This is a genomic window from Acidobacteriota bacterium, from assembly GCA_034211275.1.
In the GTDB taxonomy this organism is placed as follows: domain Bacteria; phylum Acidobacteriota; class Thermoanaerobaculia; order Multivoradales; family JAHZIX01; genus JAGQSE01.
Genome location: JAXHTF010000013.1, coordinates 17,178 through 34,145, shown reverse-complemented (window position 1 = coordinate 34,145; position 16,968 = coordinate 17,178). Strand labels below are relative to the sequence as shown.

General features: G+C 66.2%; 16 protein-coding genes. 14 read left to right on the top strand and 2 right to left on the bottom strand.

The features are described 5' to 3' along the window. Window positions 1-2 precede the first annotated feature (2 nt). From SX243_04395 to SX243_04340, 12 genes are all read left to right on the top strand, one after another. Entirely contained in the window at window positions 3-1,394 is a 1,392-nt protein-coding gene (locus SX243_04395) for a hypothetical protein (GenBank protein ID MDY7092194.1), read from the top strand. Further along, window positions 1,379-2,131, top strand: a complete 753-nt coding sequence (gene truA / locus SX243_04390) for a tRNA pseudouridine(38-40) synthase TruA (protein MDY7092193.1) — start codon at window positions 1,379-1,381, stop codon at window positions 2,129-2,131. The genes SX243_04395 and truA overlap by 16 nt, the downstream gene beginning before the upstream one ends. 161 nt (window positions 2,132-2,292) lie before the next feature. Beyond that, complete coding sequence (locus SX243_04385; protein MDY7092192.1) at window positions 2,293-3,042, top strand: isoprenyl transferase; 750 nt, start codon at window positions 2,293-2,295, stop codon at window positions 3,040-3,042. Between the two features lie 5 nt (window positions 3,043-3,047). Beyond that, on the top strand, window positions 3,048-3,866 hold the full coding sequence (locus tag SX243_04380; GenBank protein ID MDY7092191.1) for a phosphatidate cytidylyltransferase: 819 nt from the start codon (window positions 3,048-3,050) through the stop codon (window positions 3,864-3,866). Window positions 3,867-4,112: 246 nt separating this feature from the next. Beyond that, a complete protein-coding gene (gene rseP, locus SX243_04375) occupies window positions 4,113-5,444 on the top strand; it encodes an RIP metalloprotease RseP (protein ID MDY7092190.1) in 1,332 nt (443 codons plus the stop codon). 113 nt (window positions 5,445-5,557) lie between these two features. After that, window positions 5,558-6,388, top strand: coding sequence for a PASTA domain-containing protein (locus SX243_04370; protein ID MDY7092189.1), 831 nt, complete (start codon window positions 5,558-5,560; stop codon window positions 6,386-6,388). Between the two features lie 10 nt (window positions 6,389-6,398). Further along, on the top strand, window positions 6,399-7,049 hold the full coding sequence (rpe, locus tag SX243_04365; GenBank protein ID MDY7092188.1) for a ribulose-phosphate 3-epimerase: 651 nt from the start codon (window positions 6,399-6,401) through the stop codon (window positions 7,047-7,049). 34 nt (window positions 7,050-7,083) lie between these two features. Beyond that, on the top strand, window positions 7,084-7,962 hold the full coding sequence (gene bamD, locus SX243_04360; GenBank protein ID MDY7092187.1) for an outer membrane protein assembly factor BamD: 879 nt from the start codon (window positions 7,084-7,086) through the stop codon (window positions 7,960-7,962). Next, window positions 7,959-8,861 (top strand): tol-pal system protein YbgF, encoded by a 903-nt coding sequence (gene ybgF, locus SX243_04355; GenBank protein MDY7092186.1) that lies wholly within the window; start codon window positions 7,959-7,961, stop codon window positions 8,859-8,861. The genes bamD and ybgF overlap by 4 nt, the downstream gene beginning before the upstream one ends. Before the next feature lie 221 nt (window positions 8,862-9,082). Then, the gene (locus SX243_04350) at window positions 9,083-10,321 is read left to right on the top strand and encodes a LysM peptidoglycan-binding domain-containing protein (protein ID MDY7092185.1); all 1,239 of its coding nucleotides are present in this window, start codon (window positions 9,083-9,085) and stop codon (window positions 10,319-10,321) included. A 119-nt stretch (window positions 10,322-10,440) separates the two neighbouring features. Beyond that, window positions 10,441-10,695, top strand: coding sequence for a helix-turn-helix domain-containing protein (locus SX243_04345; GenBank protein MDY7092184.1), 255 nt, complete (start codon window positions 10,441-10,443; stop codon window positions 10,693-10,695). A 334-nt stretch (window positions 10,696-11,029) separates the two neighbouring features. Further along, the gene (locus tag SX243_04340; GenBank protein MDY7092183.1) at window positions 11,030-11,752 is read left to right on the top strand and encodes a lytic transglycosylase domain-containing protein; all 723 of its coding nucleotides are present in this window, start codon (window positions 11,030-11,032) and stop codon (window positions 11,750-11,752) included. Window positions 11,753-12,073: 321 nt separating this feature from the next. Here the strand turns inward: SX243_04340 and SX243_04335 are convergent, their stop codons facing one another. Together SX243_04335 and SX243_04330 are read right to left on the bottom strand one after the other, a co-directional pair. Beyond that, complete coding sequence (locus tag SX243_04335) at window positions 12,074-12,259, bottom strand: twin-arginine translocase TatA/TatE family subunit (GenBank protein MDY7092182.1); 186 nt, start codon at window positions 12,257-12,259, stop codon at window positions 12,074-12,076. A gap of 178 nt (window positions 12,260-12,437) precedes the next feature. Continuing rightward, window positions 12,438-13,928 carry an aminotransferase class I/II-fold pyridoxal phosphate-dependent enzyme gene (locus SX243_04330; GenBank protein ID MDY7092181.1) on the bottom strand — a complete coding sequence of 497 codons (1,491 nt, stop codon included), beginning with the start codon at window positions 13,926-13,928 and terminating at the stop codon, window positions 12,438-12,440. A 132-nt stretch (window positions 13,929-14,060) separates the two neighbouring features. On the opposite strand from SX243_04330, the gene SX243_04325 reads away from it, so the two are divergent. Further along, window positions 14,061-14,546: a hypothetical protein gene (locus tag SX243_04325; protein MDY7092180.1), complete on the top strand. Its 486-nt coding sequence runs from the start codon at window positions 14,061-14,063 to the stop codon at window positions 14,544-14,546. A gap of 419 nt (window positions 14,547-14,965) precedes the next feature. Beyond that, on the top strand, window positions 14,966-16,927 hold the full coding sequence (locus SX243_04320) for a M36 family metallopeptidase (protein MDY7092179.1): 1,962 nt from the start codon (window positions 14,966-14,968) through the stop codon (window positions 16,925-16,927). The last annotated feature ends 41 nt before the right edge of the window (window positions 16,928-16,968 follow it).

Genomic DNA, 16,968 nt, shown 5'->3' with positions numbered 1-16,968 from the left:
GGGTGTTCAACCCCCAGGCCTCCCGCTCCGGAGCCTTCGGCCTCCGAGGAGCCCTGGGGCCGGCTCGGGGTTCGGTTGTGGTGTTGGTCGCGGCTCATCTCGGTCTCCTAGTCCTCAACGATCTGGCAGCCCACCGGGGGCTGACTCTCGTCTTCCTCATGCTGGGCTTCGCCGCCCTGTGGCGGGCCCTCCACCGGCTGCGGGGACGAGCCCTGCCGGCGGTCTGGTTGCTGTCTGTAGCTCTGCTGCTCCGACTGCTCCTACTACCTCTGGCGCCAACCCTATCCAACGACATTCTGCGCTACATCTGGGACGGCCGGGTGGTCGCTGCCGGCCACAATCCGTATCTGCTGCCGCCGGAGGCACCAGCCCTCGAGCCCCTGCGGGACGAGCTTTGGGACGGCCTGCATCACCGTGACGTTCCCACCGTATATCCGCCGGTGGCGATGGCGGCCTTCACCTTGGCGGCCTCCGTTCCGGTGCCCCCGGGGGTACAAATCTTCCTGCTCAAGATCCTCTTCATCCTCGGTGACCTGGCGGCTTGCGCCGGCCTAGTGTATCTCGCTGGACGCCATAGTTTGTCCACCGAACGAGTTGCCTGGTACGCCTGGAACCCGCTGGTGGTCCTGGAGGTTGCGGGCATGGGCCATATCGACGCCCTGGGCGTGCCGTGGGTGGTGGCGGCGGTCTGCCTGCTGCCGCTGCACAAGGCCGGAAAGGCACTGACAGCTGGACTGGCCGCCGCCGGCGGAGCCTTGGTGAAGATCGTGCCGCTGCTGGCCATGCCCCTGTGGCTGCGCTTGGCCCGCCACCGCTGGCGCTTCATCGCCGGCGCCCTGGCAGGGCTGACGCTGGTCCTGCCGGTGCTGGTGGCGACTGGTGGCGTACCACCGGGGCTGGTGCGCTACGGGGTCTCCTGGGAATTCAACGGCCCAGTCTACGAACCTCTGTGGCGCGGCCTCGATGCCGTCGGGTCGGACCGCTGGGCGGAGGGCCGCCTCGACGCCCTCAAGCAAGCCACCGGCAAGCACGAGGCCGTCAACCGCCTGTACCCGTTCAACTATCCTCAGCTCCACGCCAAGCTCCTCCTCGCCGCTGGCCTGGGCATCTGGTTGCTGCTCTGCTGGCGCTCCCGGGACCTGGTCGCCGGCACCGGTCGATTGTTCGGCGGCATGCTGCTCTTCTCCGCTACTCTCTATCCCTGGTATTTGCTCTGGGTGCTGCCGTGGGCCGCCCTCTGCCGCCAGCCCGCGTGGCTGTTGCTGTCGGCGCTGATGCCCTTGTCGTACCTGGCCCAGGGAACCGAGCTGCCGCTCTTCCCGGGGATTTTTCTGCTCATCTGGCTGCCCTTCGCCGCCGTTCATCTTCGGTATCGCCGATGGTCTATCGACTGACCCTTTCTTATCGCGGGACTCGCTTCGCCGGCTGGCAGCGTCAGGACAACGCCCTGGCAGTGCAACAGGTGGTGGAGGAGGCCCTGGAAGATCTCTTCGGTGAGCTGCTGCGGGTGGTCGCCGCAAGCCGCACCGACGCCGGGGTCCACGCTCGGGGGCAAAGCGCCCACGTGTACCTGCCGCGGCCGTTTCCGGAACGCGGTCTGGTGCACGCCGTCAATCACCGGCTTCCCGAAGACATACGGTTGATGGCGGCCCATCGGATGGATGACGGCTTTCACTCCCTGGCCTGTGCCCAAGGCAAGGAGTACCGCTACCGGGTCTGCCTGGCCGAGTTCACCTCGCCGCTGGAAAGCCTGTTCACCGCTCCCTGGCTCTACCCGGTGGACTTCGAGCTGCTGGCCCAGGCCACCCGGCACATCGTCGGGCACCATGACTTCAGCGCCTTCGCCCTGTCGGGAAGCTCCCACAAGCATCCCTGGCGGCGGGTCACGGCGGCGGTCTGGTACCGCCGCGGAAGGCAGCTGGAGTTGCGCATCCGGGGAGACGGTTTCCTCCGGGGGATGGTGCGCTGCCTGGTGGGGACCCTCCTGGAGGTGGGCTCCGGCCGCCGCAGCCTGGAGGATCTGCAGCGCCTCCTCGGCGGCGCCACCCGGCCGGAGGCGGGACCCACGGCTCCCGCCCAAGGCCTGGTGCTGCAGGAAGTCTTCTACCCACCGCCCTGGAACCGGGACTGACCAACCCTTGCGGTTCGCCTGGGAGTCTTCGCGAGATTCAAACCAGGACGACACCCATCGCGCCGCCAGCACCGCTCGGCCTGATCGAATGTGGTAACTTTGCCCCCCAGATCATGGTAGATCCCTCCAAGCTTGCGCAACCCGGTTCGCCGGAAGAGCTCGTGCTCCGGCGCCTCGACCGGGAGCACCTCCCCCGCCACATCGCGGTGATCATGGACGGCAACGGCCGCTGGGCCACCGGCCGCGGATTGCCGCGGGTGGAAGGTCATCGGGCCGGCGTTGAAGCGGTGCGGGAAACCATCGAAGCGGCGGCGGGGCTGGAGCTCGACGTGCTCACCCTCTACGCCTTCTCGGTGGAGAACCGCAAACGACCACGCTCCGAAGTGTGGACGTTGATGAACCTGCTCAAGGAGTACATCACCCGCGAGCTGGAGCGGCTGGTGGAAGCGCGGGTGCGGCTGCGGGTCATCGGCCGCTGGCGGGAGCTCGACCGTTCGGTGGTGGAAGCCCTCGAACGGGGCCTGGAGGCCACCGCCCACTGCGACGGCATGACCCTCAACGTCGCCCTCAACTACTCCGGCCGCAGCGAGATCGTCGACGCCTGCCGGCGCATCGTCACCGACTGGGCGGCGGGCAAGGGCGCGGACATCGACGAGCAGACCATCGGCCGGTACCTGCACACCGCCGATCAGCCGGACCCGGACCTGGTGATCCGCACCTCCGGCGAGATGCGCCTGTCCAATTTTCTGCTCTGGCAGGTGGCGTACTCGGAGATCTGGGTGACGGACAAGCTGTGGCCAGATTTCCGCAAGATCGACTTTTTCCAAGCGGTGCTGGACTTCCAGCATCGGGAGCGCCGCTTCGGCGGCCTCGCCTCGTCCGGACAGGCTCGCCGGCGCCGGACCTCATAACCGACATGAAACGCGTTCTCACCGGGATCGTAGGCGTCAGCCTGGGATTGGCCGCCGCCTTCTACCTCGACGGGCTGTGGTTTTTCCTCGGCTGTGCCCTGGTGATGATCATGGCCATCCGCGAGTTCAACCGCATCGGCCGGCAATGGGCCCCTGCCGCTCCCCTGGGGCTGCTGGTGATCTCGGTCCCCGTCTACGGCTACGCCCTGGCCTGGCTGCCAGCGGTGCCCGAGCACCGCCTCTTCGTGACCGTCTTGGGCCTCGGCCTGGGATTGGGCATGGGTGCCGGGCTGGCGGTGCTCCTGGGCCGCACGCCGGTCAGCCAAAGCCTCAGCGCCGCCGGCCTGTTGGTCCTCGGCACCCTTTACTTCGCCCTCCCGCTGGCGGCTCTGGTTCAGCTGCAGCGCCTCAGCACCTGGGTCCTGGCCCTCACCCTGGCGGTGATCTGGGCCGGCGACGTGGCGGCCCTCTACATCGGCCGCAGTTTCGGGCGCCACAAGCTGGCGCCGGTGGTCAGCCCCAACAAGAGCTGGGAGGGAGCGGTCGCCGGCCTGGTCGCCGGGCTGGTGGTGGTGGCGGTGTGGAGCTGGGCGATCCTGCACCGCGTCGACCCCGCCCTCATCGCCATCGGCGCCGCCACCGCTGTCGCGGCCCAGCTCGGCGACTTGGTGGAGTCCCTGTACAAGCGTGGCGCCGGCATCAAGGACTCCGGACACCTGCTACCGGGCCATGGCGGAATGTACGACCGCATCGACGCGTTGCTCTTCGGGGCGCCGGTTATGCTCCTCGGCCTGCTGTGGATCGACTTCCATGCGCCCTTTTGATCGTTGGTGAGCACCGGAGAGACCCTAGGCCGAGAAATGCCCAGGCCGGGAGATGCCTGAGCCGGCCGTGACGGGCTGAGCCCGATCCAGTATGCTCTGGGCTCACTGCTCACTCCGGAGAGCCATCCTCCCGGAGCCAGCTCGAATCCCCGGAGAGATAGAACCTCCGGAAATTCGCGGCATCGATTCCAGCCGCCCGGACCCTCGAGCTTCCCGAACTCTTCCCACTCCTTCGAGGTCAGCCCCATGGAGCTTCTGAACCAGATCGTCTCCGGCATCACCGCCTTCGCCTCCAACGGACTCGCCCTGGTGGTGGTCCTGGGCGTCGTCATCTTCGTCCACGAGGCCGGCCACATGGTGGTGGCCAAGCTCTTCGGCGTCCGGGTGGAGACCTTCTCCCTCGGCTTCGGCAAGCGCCTGTGGGGCTTCAAACGCGGTGAGACCGATTACCGGGTCTCCCTCATCCCCCTCGGGGGCTACGTCAAGATGAGCGGCGAGCTTCCCGGCGAGGGCGAGGGAGACGAGGCCGACTTCAACAACAAGCCACGCTGGCAGCGCTTTCTGATCTATCTGGCCGGCCCGGCCATGAACGCCGTACTGGCGGTGCTGCTCATCGCCCTGGTCTTCATGTGGGGCATCGCGGTACCGGCGCTGCCGGACATCCCGGCGCGGGTCGGCTTCGTGCAGGAAGACTCCTCCGCCGCCCAGGCGGGCATCGCTCCCGGCGACCGGATCCTGGAGGTGGACGGCGAGCCGGTGGAGAAGTGGGACCGGGTGCAGGTGCTCCTGATGACCGCCACGGACCGCTCCGTCAACCTGCTCCTGGAGCGCGACGGAGAGCGCTTCGAGGCAGCGGTGACGCCCCAACCCATCCCCGAGATGTCCCTCAACGACACCGCCGGCATCCTGCCGGAGGAGCTGCTCAGCGTCACCCAGGTGGTGGCCGGCGACCCGGCGGAGGGGGCGGGCTTCCAGGCCGGTGACCGATTGGAAGCGGTGGACGGCCGACCGGTGACCTCGGCGGAGGAGTTCATCAGCTACATCAGCGAGCGCCCGGGGCAGGAGGTCGCCATCGCCATCCTGCGGGACGGCCAGGAGATGACCCTGCCGGTCACCCCCAAGGATGTCGGCGGTGCCGGCAAGATCGGCGTCGGCGTTGGCCTCTACCAGCGCTACGGTCCCGGCCAGGCGCTGGTGGAGAGCGTGCGCCACAACATCCAGATCATCAGCCAGACCGGCTTCGTGCTGAAAAATATCTTCACCCGCCGCATCTCCGCCGAGAGCGCCCTCTCCGGCCCCATCGAGATCGCCCGCATCAGCGGTGGCGCGGCGCGGGTGGGCCTGCGCTACCTGATCTACACCATGGGCCTCATCAGCATCAGCATCGGCGTCCTCAACCTGCTCCCCATCCCGGTTCTCGACGGCGGCCAGATGGTCCTGCTGACGGTGGAGGGAGTGATCCGGCGAGATTTGCCGGAGGGCGTCAAGAACCTGATCAACAACGTCGGTTTCGTGCTCATCCTGCTGATCATGCTGACGGTGATCTTCTTCGACCTGAAGAAGAATCTTCTGCCTTGAGCTGCTACGCCAAGGAGCCTGAACTGCGGGGCTGGGGAAGGTAAAATGCCCAGCATTAGGATCGCCGGCACTGGAATGCCCGGCGCTAGAATCTACGGCATGGAGCCCCCACCTTGCGCCTGACCTTCGACCAGCCCCCGGATTCCCCCCGCGGCGGCAAGAACGCGGCCGGAGAGCGCTCCATGCCTCCCTGGCTCGCCTGGCTCTTGCGCTGGGGGCTACGCCTGGCCTACGTCGGCGCCCTCATCCTGGTCTGTGGCCTCACCGCCTACACCGCCTTCAGCCTCTTCGTGCGCAGCGGCGTCACCCGCGTGCCACCGGTTCAGGGCATGACCCTGGAGGAGGCTACCGGCGTGGTGGCGGACCAGGGCCTGTCCTTGCGCCACGAGGCCACGGAGGACGACTTCGACCCCGAGGTGCCGGCAGGCAAGGTATTGCGCCAGACCCCTGGCGCCCGCACCCTGGTCAAGCGCGGTAGCGAGATCGAGATCGCCCTCTCCCTGGGGCCCCAGGTACTGGAGGTCCAGGACCTGACGGGGCAGACCGCCCAAGCGGCGCAGGTCGCCCTCGCCGCCTCGGGTCTCGCCGCGGGCCGCCGGCTGGACGTCTACACCCGCGACGCCGCCACCGGCACGGTGGTGGAACAGAATCCGGCGCCGGAACAGGAAGTAGCCCCCGGCCAGCCGGTGGACCTGCTGGTCAGCCGGGGTAGCCGCGAAGCGGTCTACATCATGCCCGACCTGGTGTATCGAGACTTCGAGGAGGTCCGGCGCTTCTTCACGCAACGGGGATTCCGCCTGGGAAGCATCAAATACGAAGTCTACGAGGGCATCTCCGAGGGTGTTATCCTCCGGCAGTTCCCGTTGGCGGGGCATCCCCTGCATCGCCAGGACACGGTGTCCTTGGTGGTCTCCCAAACCGCCGACGGCACCATCACTCCATGAAGCTCTTCCCATGAAGCTAGCCCCGTCCATTCTGTCCGCCGACCTGGCCGATCTGGCCACCGCCGCCCAACAATGCGCCGACGGCGGTGCAGACCTGATCCACTTCGACGTCATGGACGGCCATTTCGTCCCCAATCTGACCTTTGGCATCCCGGTCCTGGCGGCCCTATGCCGACGCGCCCAGCTGCCGGTGGACGTCCACCTGATGGTGGAGGACCCGGATCGGCTGCTGGACGGCTATCTCGAGGCCGGCGCGGCGCGGGTGGCGGTGCATTGGGAAGCCGCAGTGCATCTGGACCGCACCCTGGCCCGCATCCGTGAAGGCGGCGCCCTGGCCGGCGTCGCCCTCAACCCGGCGACGCCGGTGGAGAGCATTTTCGACCTGGCGGAGCGCCTGGACTTCGTGCTCCTGATGTCGGTGAACCCCGGCTTCAGCGGCCAGCCCTTCCTGCCCTACACTTTGGACAAAGCGCGGCGGCTGCGGCGCTGGATTGCCGAGACGGGAGCCTCCGTGGAGGTGGAGATGGACGGCGGGCTGGGCCCCCGGACCATCCGCCAGGCGGTAGAGGCGGGAGTCGACACCTGCGTCGCCGGTTCCGCCGTCTTCGGAGCTCCGGACCCCTTGGCCGCCATGGCCGAGCTGCGACGCCTGGCCACCTAGATTGGGCCTCCAAAGTGGCCACCGAGGAGACTGTATGAAGCGATTCCCCGCCATCCGCCTGCTAGTTCCGATGCTGATCCTACCGGCGTTGCTGCTCGCCACGGCCTGCGGCAAGAAGGACGATCCCATCCTCGCCCTGTCGGCGGAGGAGTCGCTGGAGATGGGCCAGCAATGGCTGGCGAAGGAGAAGTACTACAAGGCGCGGCGTCACTTCACTCATGCCTTCGAGGTGGCGCCCAACACCAGCCTCGGCCGCGAGGCCCTGCTGCTGGCCGCCGACACCTTCTTCCAGCAGGGCGGAGAGGCCAACCTGATCCAGGCGGAGGCCAAGTACCGAGACTTCCTCAACCGCTATCCCACCAGCGATCGCGCTCCCTATGTCCAGCTGCAGATCGCCAACTCCCTGGCCCGCCGCATCGACCGTCCGGACCGGGACCAGACCGCCGCGGAGCAAGCTCTCGTCGCCTACCAGGAAGTGCTACGCCTGTACCCCACCAGTGACTACGGCGCCGAGGCCCGGGAATCCATCGTCAAGGTGCGCCATCAGCTGGCGGAGCACGAGTTCGGCGTCGGCAACTTCTATCTGCGCTACGGCCTCGCCCTGTCGGCGGTGAATCGCTTCCTCGGCCTGCTGGAGGACTTCCCCGACTACGACCAAAAAGACAAGATCTACTTCTACCTGGGCAAGGCCTATTTCGAGGGTCGAGCGCTGGTCGAGGCGGACAAATACTTCAGCAAGCTGCGGCGCGAGTTCCCCGACAGCGAGTACACCAAAGACATCCCCAAGATCGATCCTGACGAGCTCGCCGCCGCCATCGCTGCGGAAGCCGCCCGCGACGAAGAGGGCGAGGCCACCGGCGGCGGAAGCGACCAGGACCCAGATTTCGAGACCGTAGAGGAGAGTCAGTCATGAAGCATTGGACGCCGCTGATCCTCGTCGTTCTCCTGACTACCGGCTGTAGCGCCGCCCTGAGCCCGCAGCGCGCCACCGACTCCGCTTCCGAGATCGAGGAGCTCAAGCGCCGGGTCTTAGAGCTGCAAAAGCAGAGCACGGTGCACGAGCTGGAAATCGATCGCCTGCGCCAGCGCCTGGCCGCCCTGGAGGGTCCCGCCGCCAACCGCCGCGGCAGCACCGGCGACAACCAGCCCGCAGAACGACTCGCCGCCACCCGGCGCACACCGCCACCCCGGCGAGTGATCGAGGAGACTCCGCCACCGCCGCCCCGACAGCCGCGCATCGATGAATCGAACCTCGACGAGGAAGCCTTCGGCCAGCCCGTCGAGCCGCCCTTGGACTCGAACACCGGAAGCCGTCGAAGCAACGGGCAGGGCGAAGCCGGAGCCGGAACCCCCAGCGCGGCGGTGCGGGCGGTACCGCCCCCGGGCCAAACCCCGGAGCCGACACCGACTCCGCAGAACAACGCCGACCCGGTGCCCCCGGAAGCCCAAGCCCTCTACGATCAGGGCTACACGCGCTACCACGAAGGGCGCTTCATCGACGCCGAATCCACCTTCCGCCGCTTTCTCCAGAGCTACTCCAACACCGACCTGGCGGACAACGCCCAATATTGGATCGGCGAGAGCCGCTACGCGCGCAAGGACTTCCAGGGTGCTCTGTCAGCATTCCGCGAAACGGTGCAGCGCTTCCCCGACGGCAACAAGGTCCCGGACGCCATGATCAAGGCCGGCCAGTGCTTCGAGAAGGTCGGCGACCGCAGCGCCGCCCGCGACACCTATCGCGAGGTGATGGAGCGCTTCCCCAACTCGGTCGCCGCCGTCGCCGCCGCCGAGTACCTCGAAGAGCTCCGCTGACCCCGCCTCCCCCGCCCGCCGCGGTGCACTTTGGGATTCATCGAGGGAAATCCCTCATGCATCACTTGAAGCTTCGCCGTCTAAACCTTGACTGGAGCGGGGAAAAGCGATATTTTTGGCATAGAAATCTCGCTATACGCTAGAGTTCCGCGCTATGATCGGCGAGTAGCGTACAATGCGCATGCATCGACCCCACCTGAATCGAGCTCGGGAGCCGTAGGATGGTCAACAGGCGAATCGTTCTCTATTGCACCGCCTTCCTGGTCGGGTTCGCAGGACTGTGTACCGGCGCTCAAGCCGCCAGCCTGCCGCCCCAAGACCTTCATCTGGAAGGAGATCACTGGACCGCTTGGCATCCGCCAGCGGAATTCCCGGACGGCGCGCAGATCTACACCATCCGCTCCGGCGACACCCTCTGGGACCTCGCCAACCGCTTCTACGCCAACCCCTACCTTTGGCCACAGATCTGGGAAGCCAACCAGTACATTCTGGACGCCCACTGGATTTACCCCGGTGACCCGCTGGTGGTAGGCATGAAGGTGGTGACGCCGGACGAGTTGGCGGACGGTGACGCCTCCGACGATCCCTTCGCCACCGGCGATGAGGAAAGCGTGGAGGAGCCGGTGGAAGCCTCGGAGGTCGTCGGCGTCCTCAGCCTCGAGGAAGCGCTGGGACCACCGGAGGCTTTGGGCTCCTCCAGCGATATCTACTGCAGCGGCTTCATCGGCGACCTGGACGAAGACTTCGGCTATTCCATCGTCGGCACCGAATACGACGCCCTGAATCCTCAGCTCTCCGGCGGGCTGAACGAATACAAAGAAGACAAGATTCGCGATACCAGCATCTACGGTGGATCGCTGGACACCCTCCGCTACGGAGTTTCCACCGGCGATGTGGTGTACCTCAACGGAGGCCGGGAAGCCGGGCTGTCCGCGGGCCAGCTGTTCACGGCGGTGGAAGCCGGGGAGAAGGTATTGCACCCCATCACCGGCGAGACCTTCGGCCGTTACTACCAGCAGCTAGGACGCATCCGAGTGCTCTCCGTGCAAGAAAGCTCCGCCATCGCTGAGATTACCGGCGAGGTCTGCGGGCGCATCACCGTCGGCTCCAAGCTGCGCCGCTTCGAGCCCGAACCGGTGCCTCTGGGCCGCCGCGGGCTGGTCCGGCCGCTCAACTACCCCAGCCCCGCCGAGGCCTTGGAAGATGCACCGGTGATTCTGCACTCCGACGACAGCGTCATCAGCATCGGGTCGGACCACATCGTGCACATCGACCGCGGCTCCGAAGACGATGTCGTACAGGGCGACCTGTTTACCGTGTACCGCATCAACAAGCCCGGCTTGCCGCCTCTGATCCTCGGCGAGCTCGCGGTTCTGTCGGTCAGCCGCCACTCCGCGGTGGCCCGCGTGCTGGAGACCCGTTTCCCGATTTTCGTCGGCGATCGCCTCGAGCTGAAATAGCGCCCCTTCCGACTCATCTGCGCCTTCCTTCGGCCTACAACGATAGACAAGACTGTGCTACTGTAAGAGTCTTTCGAGAAAGCGAGGTAGGCGTGAAGGAGCAGAGTCTGAACGGCCGGATGGGCGCGCTCGTCCATGAGCTGGTACGCCGCGGCCTGACGTTGGAACAAGCCAGGAAAGAGTTCGAGCGGCAGTTCATCGTCGCCTCCCTGAAATGCCATGATGGCAGTGTCGGGCGCTCGGCCAAGTCCCTGGGGATCCACCGCAACACTCTGCGCAACAAAGTCTCCAACCTCGGCATCGAAGCGGACGAGTATCTCTCCGCCAGCCCCAAGCGTTCCCGCCGCCGGAGCAACCGTTCCACCGACGCCTGACCCCCCGTAGGATGTGGGCCTAAGTTCTGGCCCTATCAACACTTCCAGCCTTCGCTTCCAGACCTGCCCCACGCATCCGGGGACTCACCGCCCTCCCGACAGCCGAATTTCACGCCTCGTTGCCGCCCTCCCCTCTCCTTTTTGGCACAGATCTAGCATCAACTGACCTTCGAGTACTACTGCCCTCGGTGTATCTACCCAGGGCTTTGTGGATCGTCCGGCGCACCATCCAAGCTCGATACTCCCCATGCTCCGCCGCGACGATCCGCCAATTTTCAAACAACCGCCAGTTCTGCGAGACTGGCGTCAGAAACCACTTTGGAGTGTGTCTGAAATGTTTCCACGACTCTGGAAGATCTGCACCGGCGCTCTAGCCCTGGGGCTGATTCTGCTTCCGGGGAGCGGATACTCCTCCTCCTCCGACAGCTCCTGGCGGCCCACGCCGCCGGACGAGCGCCACATCGCTGCGCTGGAAGAACTTTCCAGCTGGCTGGGCCAGGCCGAGGAAGCCGCCAGCGGCACCTCCCTACGCCTCTCCCAGGACCTACGCAAGGCCATCAAGCGGCGCTCGGAAAGCTTCGAGCTGCTGCGCGCCTTCAACGGTGACGGTGCTCTCGAAGACCAGCTGAAGTTCGTGCCTTTCGGCACCGACATCTACAAGGCGGCCAAGACCCACGGGGTCGATCCTCTGCTGCTGGCCTCGCTGGTCGAGGTGGAGTCCAACTTCTCTCCCCGGGCCATGTCCTCCAAGGGCGCCGTCGGCCTGACCCAGGTTCTGCCCTCCACCGCCGGCTATGCCGTCGCGGAGCTGCACAACCCGACCCTCAACCTGGAACAGGGGGCCACCTACCTGAGAGCCCAGCTGGACCGTTTTGGCGGGGATTTGGAGCTCGCCCTGGCGGCCTACAACGCCGGACCCTACGCGGTGAAGCGCTTCGCCGGCATTCCGCCCTACCGGGAAACCCGGCGCTATGTCGACAAGGTGCTCGCCATCTACGTCGGCCACTACCGGGATCTTTGGCAGGGGTCCGCCGCCAGCGACTTGTTGGTCCACTGACCACACGACCGGCCTCTCCGGATGGAGACGAACCCCGAGATGAGCTCATCGCTCATCTCGGGGTTCTTTGCGTAAGGGGCTTCTTTGCGTACGGGGGTCGCCTGCCTTGGGGGTTCCTGCGGATCGCGGAAACCCGGTGCCCGCCTGGCACTCGAGGCCGTTCTGACACGCTCCACTCTTCGGCTGGGCGAAGAGCCGACCGAAGCGATCGTTCGGAGTCGAGAAAGAGGGGCAGAAATGTGGGGCGGCCGCTCGCGGGAAGACCCGGGACTCAGCGGCCAGGAGCGGCGGGAAGGCGCGGGATGCCCCGGGGGGGAAGGTTCAGGACGAGCGCTGCTTGGAGTTGTCGCTGTCCTCGAGCTTGTCGTCGTCGGAATTCACGCTGCGCTTGAAGTTGCGGATGCCCTCGCCCAGCCCACGGCCGATCTGGGGCAGGCGGCTGGCACCAAAGAGCACGACGATGATCAGGAAGATGACGATCAGCTCTGGAACGCCTAAGCTCGGCATAAGGTTTCTCCTCTCTCAACGGGCCCGATGAGCGGGCACCAGAAGGCAGTCTAGCAGACTTGTTAGGAGGCTAGAGCGCCCCGAAGCAGGTCCAACGCCGCCCATCCGGGCATTGCCTCTCAGCCCAGACCGGCGTCCCAAATTTGTAGCCTCGACGGGGCGTCGAGCTGTGCCTCGCTCATCCCTCTCGCGCTTCGAGCCGGAGCTCCGCCACCTCCGCCCGTAAATCCTCGATGAGATGCTCCAGATTCCGCTGATGGGTGCGGAAGCTCAGGATGCAGATGCGCAGCACGAAGCGGCCGTGGAGGCGGGTGCCGGTGAGCATCACTCTGCCCCGACGGTTGATGCGATCCAGAAGCTCTCGATTGGCGGCGTCGAGGAGGTCCTCCGCCAGTGGCTCCCCCTCGGCACCAGCCAAGATCAACCGGAACGCCAGGAGCGAGAGCTGGGGCGGAGCGGCGATGCGGATCCCTTCGATCCTCGCCAGCTCACCACAAGTCCAGTGGGCCAGGTCGAGCTTCTCGTCGAGAGCGGTGCGAAACGGCTCGACTCCCAGGAGCTTCATCGGCAGCCAAACCCGTAGTCCGCGGAACTCCCGGGACAGCTCCGGCGACACCGCTGAAAAGTCGATGCGGTTGGGATCCTCCTGCAGCGCCGGCATGTAGTCCGCACTGGCGGCGTGGGAACGATGGAGGGCGCCCAGATCGCGGACCAACAAGCAGCCGGTGCCGTAGGGGAGGAATAGACCCTTGTGGGGATCGAGGGTGATGGAATCGGCCCGCTCCAGCCCCGCCAGCGCCCGCCGGCCACGGTCGGTGAGGGCGAAGAACCCTCCGTAGGCGGCGTCGGCGTGCAGCCACAGGCCGTGGTGGCGCGCGATTTCCGCCAGCCTCGGCAGCGGATCGACGGCGCCGGTGTTGGTGGTGCCGGCGTTGCCCACCAGCAGGAACGGCTGGTAGCCCTCCGCCCGGTCGGCGGCGAGCTGCTCCTCCAGGGCGTCGAGACGGATGCGTTGCTCATCATCCACCGGGATGGAGCGGAAATTCTGCGGCGGGAATCCGGCCAGGCGCAGGGCCTTGTGGATGCAGTGATGGGTTTGATCCGATCCATAGGCGGTACCGCGCAGGAAATTCTCCGGGAGATGTTTGTGCCGAGCCGCCACCACCGCGCTCAGACTGGCGATGGAACCACCGGAGGAAAGAAAACCGCCGGCGGTGGCGGGATAGCCGACCATGGCACAGAACCACCGGATGACATTGATCTCCAACTGCACCAGCCCCGGCGCCGCGCTCCACACCGTGGTGTACCGGTTGATGGAGTCGGCGATGAGATCCGCCAGAGCGGTGAAGAAGAGACCGCCGCCGGGCACGTAGGCCAGGAAACCCGGTCCTGCGGTATTGAAGCTCTTGGGCGCCAGGCGATGAAAGAGCCGATGGAGAATCTGCTCCAACGGCTCGACCTCCGGCGGCCAGCCCTCCCGCACCGACTCCGCCAGCTCGGCGCTCCCCTCGAGATCCACCGAAGGCTGCTCGCCGAGGCTGTCGAGATGCTCGGCGATGCTCTCTCCCACCACCGCCAGCAGCCGCCGAATCTCGTCTCCCGAAGGCTCCAGCGGATACCGCCGCTGGCCGGTGGCCGACGCTCTGGCTTGTGAATCGTTCTCGCCCATGCTGCTCCTCGGCCGAGAACCGCTGGGCCCGTGGTATCCAAAGCCCCTCTTCGTCCCGGCGTGAAGCATTCTAGAGGACACAGCGAGCCGGCGGCCGGAACCGGCGGCGGCTTTCCGGAGTCTAAAGAAGATATGAGGACCCTCTCAGCGCTCACCACCCTCCTGCTCACCAGCAGCCTCCTCGCCGGCTGCGCGGGCGAGTCGCCCAGGTTCCAGCGCCTGATCCTGGGTGGAGAAGGTGGCAACGAGCTCGTGGGCAACTGGTATGCGCCGGGTGGATCGTTGGAGATGCAGATCCGGCGCACCGACGAGGGAAGCTTGAGCGCCGACTTCCGGATGCGTCCTGGCGGCGCTGCTCTTCTGGCAACCTGGACCGAGGGGGAGGATCTTCATGTTCGCATCGATGGTCTCGGCGGCCCCCGCACGGTGATCCTACGGCGCCTCCAGGGCCCCGACCTGCTTCCTCCAGGGTCCGACGCCTGCCTCGGCGCCCACCACGTCTGGCTCTTCCGCAACCCTCACCCGTCGTGGATCGCCTCCGAGAGGCTTCGGGAGCATGGCCACCAGGTTGGCCGAGTGGCGGAGGATGCCTTTGACTGGCTGGTCCGAGCGCTCTGAGACTTCCCTCCAGCCTCCAAACCAGGCCCCATGGCTTCTTCACCCTCCCCCGATGGCGGCTGATCGCCCAGCCCACTCATCGAGAAGCAGAACGCAACTTCCGCGAGACACTGATTCTTGCTGACAAGGCACTAAAATACTCATCGAGAGATGCTTACACCTCTCGGAAAATGCCCCTGGATGCATTGCACCCTCACTAGAACACTGCTATCTTGCAGATCGGTCTCATTCACTTGATTGAGCTTTTGCCGCCGTGAGCACCTGCGCCGTGCTCGGCAGCGGCTGCTATTCCAAGGTCCGCAGACCCCTGTTCTTTGGGCTTGCCGGACGCTGCGCTCGGAAACTCTCGTGGCCGAGAATCCATCCTGCGCTTCAACCTGCGAGCCGTCCTTAGTGAACCCGTTTTGGGAGGATCGACCATGATTCGACGGACTCTTTCTTTTCTAGCCATTGCCCTCGTCGCCCTGCCGGTGGCCGCGGGCCCACTCAGCAGCAGCGCTGGCGATGTGCGGGTGGACCACCCCCGCGTCTACCGCTCGGCCCCCGGTGAGTCCCTCACCGCGCCGTCTCAGGCCGCTGCCGCAACGGTGGTCGCCGACTTCCTGCGCTCCGCCCTGCACGAAGACACCACCGTCAGCACCCTCGTGGTGGCCAGCGAGGCCCGGGCCGAGAAGTCCGGCCTCACCCACCTGCGGGGCGTCCAGCACTACGGCGGCCTGGAGGTCTTCGGCAGCTACTTCAAGGCCACGGTAGGGGCCCAGGGTGAGCTGGTACACCTGATCGAGAACTTGGTGGCGCCGCCTGTGGAGGGCGTACAGCCCGCCCGCATCACCGCTCAGGATGCCCTCAACTCGGCCCTGGCGGAACACCACCCCGCCTTCGAGAGCAAGCTCGCCGAGACCGAGAGCTTCGGCAACACCATCGTCTTCTCCGGCGGCGACTACTTCTTCAGCTCGCCGAAGGTCACCCGGGTGGCCGTGCCCATGACCAACGACCGCATGGTCGAGGGCTTCCTGGTGGAGACCTGGTCCAACGCGGACAATCTCCTGCACCACACCCTGGTCAACGGCCAGGGCCGGGTCGTAGGCTCGGAGCTGCGCACCAACACCGACTCCTACAACGTCTTTCCGGATCACCCGGGCAACAGCAGCCAGACCGTGATGTCCGGCCCCGGCGCCGGCAACACCGAGTCGCCCAACGGCTGGCTCTCCGGCAGCCAGACCACCGTCAACATCTCCGGCAACAACGTTCACGCCTACCTCGACACCAACAACAGCGGTTCCCCGGATGCGGGCGGTAGCGCGGTCACGGACGGCAACTTCCTGACCTCCGCCAACCTCAGCCAGAGCCCCTCCACCAACACCAACAAGGCGGTGGCGGTGCAGAACCTCTTCTTCCTCAACAACGTCATCCACGACAAGCTCTACAGCCACGGCTTCGTCGAGGGCGTGGGCAACTTCCAGAACGACAACTTCGGCAACGGCGGCAGCGGCGGCGATGCCGTCAACGCCGAGGCTCAAGACGGCGGCGGCACCAACAACGCCAACTTCTCCACCCCGTCTGACGGCTCTCCGGGCCGCATGCAGATGTACCTTTGGACCTTCTCGAGCCCCAACCGCGACGGCGACCTGGACTCGGACATCGTCTGGCACGAGTACTGCCATGGTCTGACCTGGCGCATGATCGGCAACATGAGCGGTCCCATGTCCGGCGCCATCGGTGAGGGCATGAGCGATTGCTGCTCGCTGCTCACCAACCTCAACCCGGTGGTCGGCGAGTACTCCTACAACAACCCCAACGGCATCCGTTCCGAGCCCTACGACAGCTACAGCCGCACTTATGGCGACTTCGACGGCGGCTCGGTGCACTTCGATGGCGAGATCTACGCCTCCGCCTGCTGGCGGATGATCGAGAACTTCCAGAACAACGGCCGCAGCATCGACACCCTGTGGGATTACGTGGTCGGCGGCATGAACTTCACGCCTTCCGGCCCGGCCATGGAAGACATGCGCGACGGCATCCTGCAGGCCGCCAGCGGCAGCGGCGACGAATGCCTGATCTGGGAATCCTTCGCTGCGAGCGGTATTGGTGATGGAGCTGCGGCCACGGTGAGCGGCGGCGGCGGTCCCTTCGGCGGTGGCAGCGTCACCGTCACCGAGTCCTTCACCCTGCCGCCGGAGTGCTCCAGCTGCACCATCACGGAGCCCACCGAGGCAACCTGTGATGACGGCATCGACAACGACTGCGACGGCTTCATCGACGGCGCCGACAGCGACTGCGGTGGCGGCACCTGCTCTCCCGTGGGCGCCTCCTGCAGCGTGGACGACGACTGCTGCTCGCTGAAGTGCAAGGGCCCGTCGGGCCGCAAGACCTGCAAGTAAGGCTCCGCTCTTCGCGGAAGTCTCGAAGGGGCTCCTCCCGG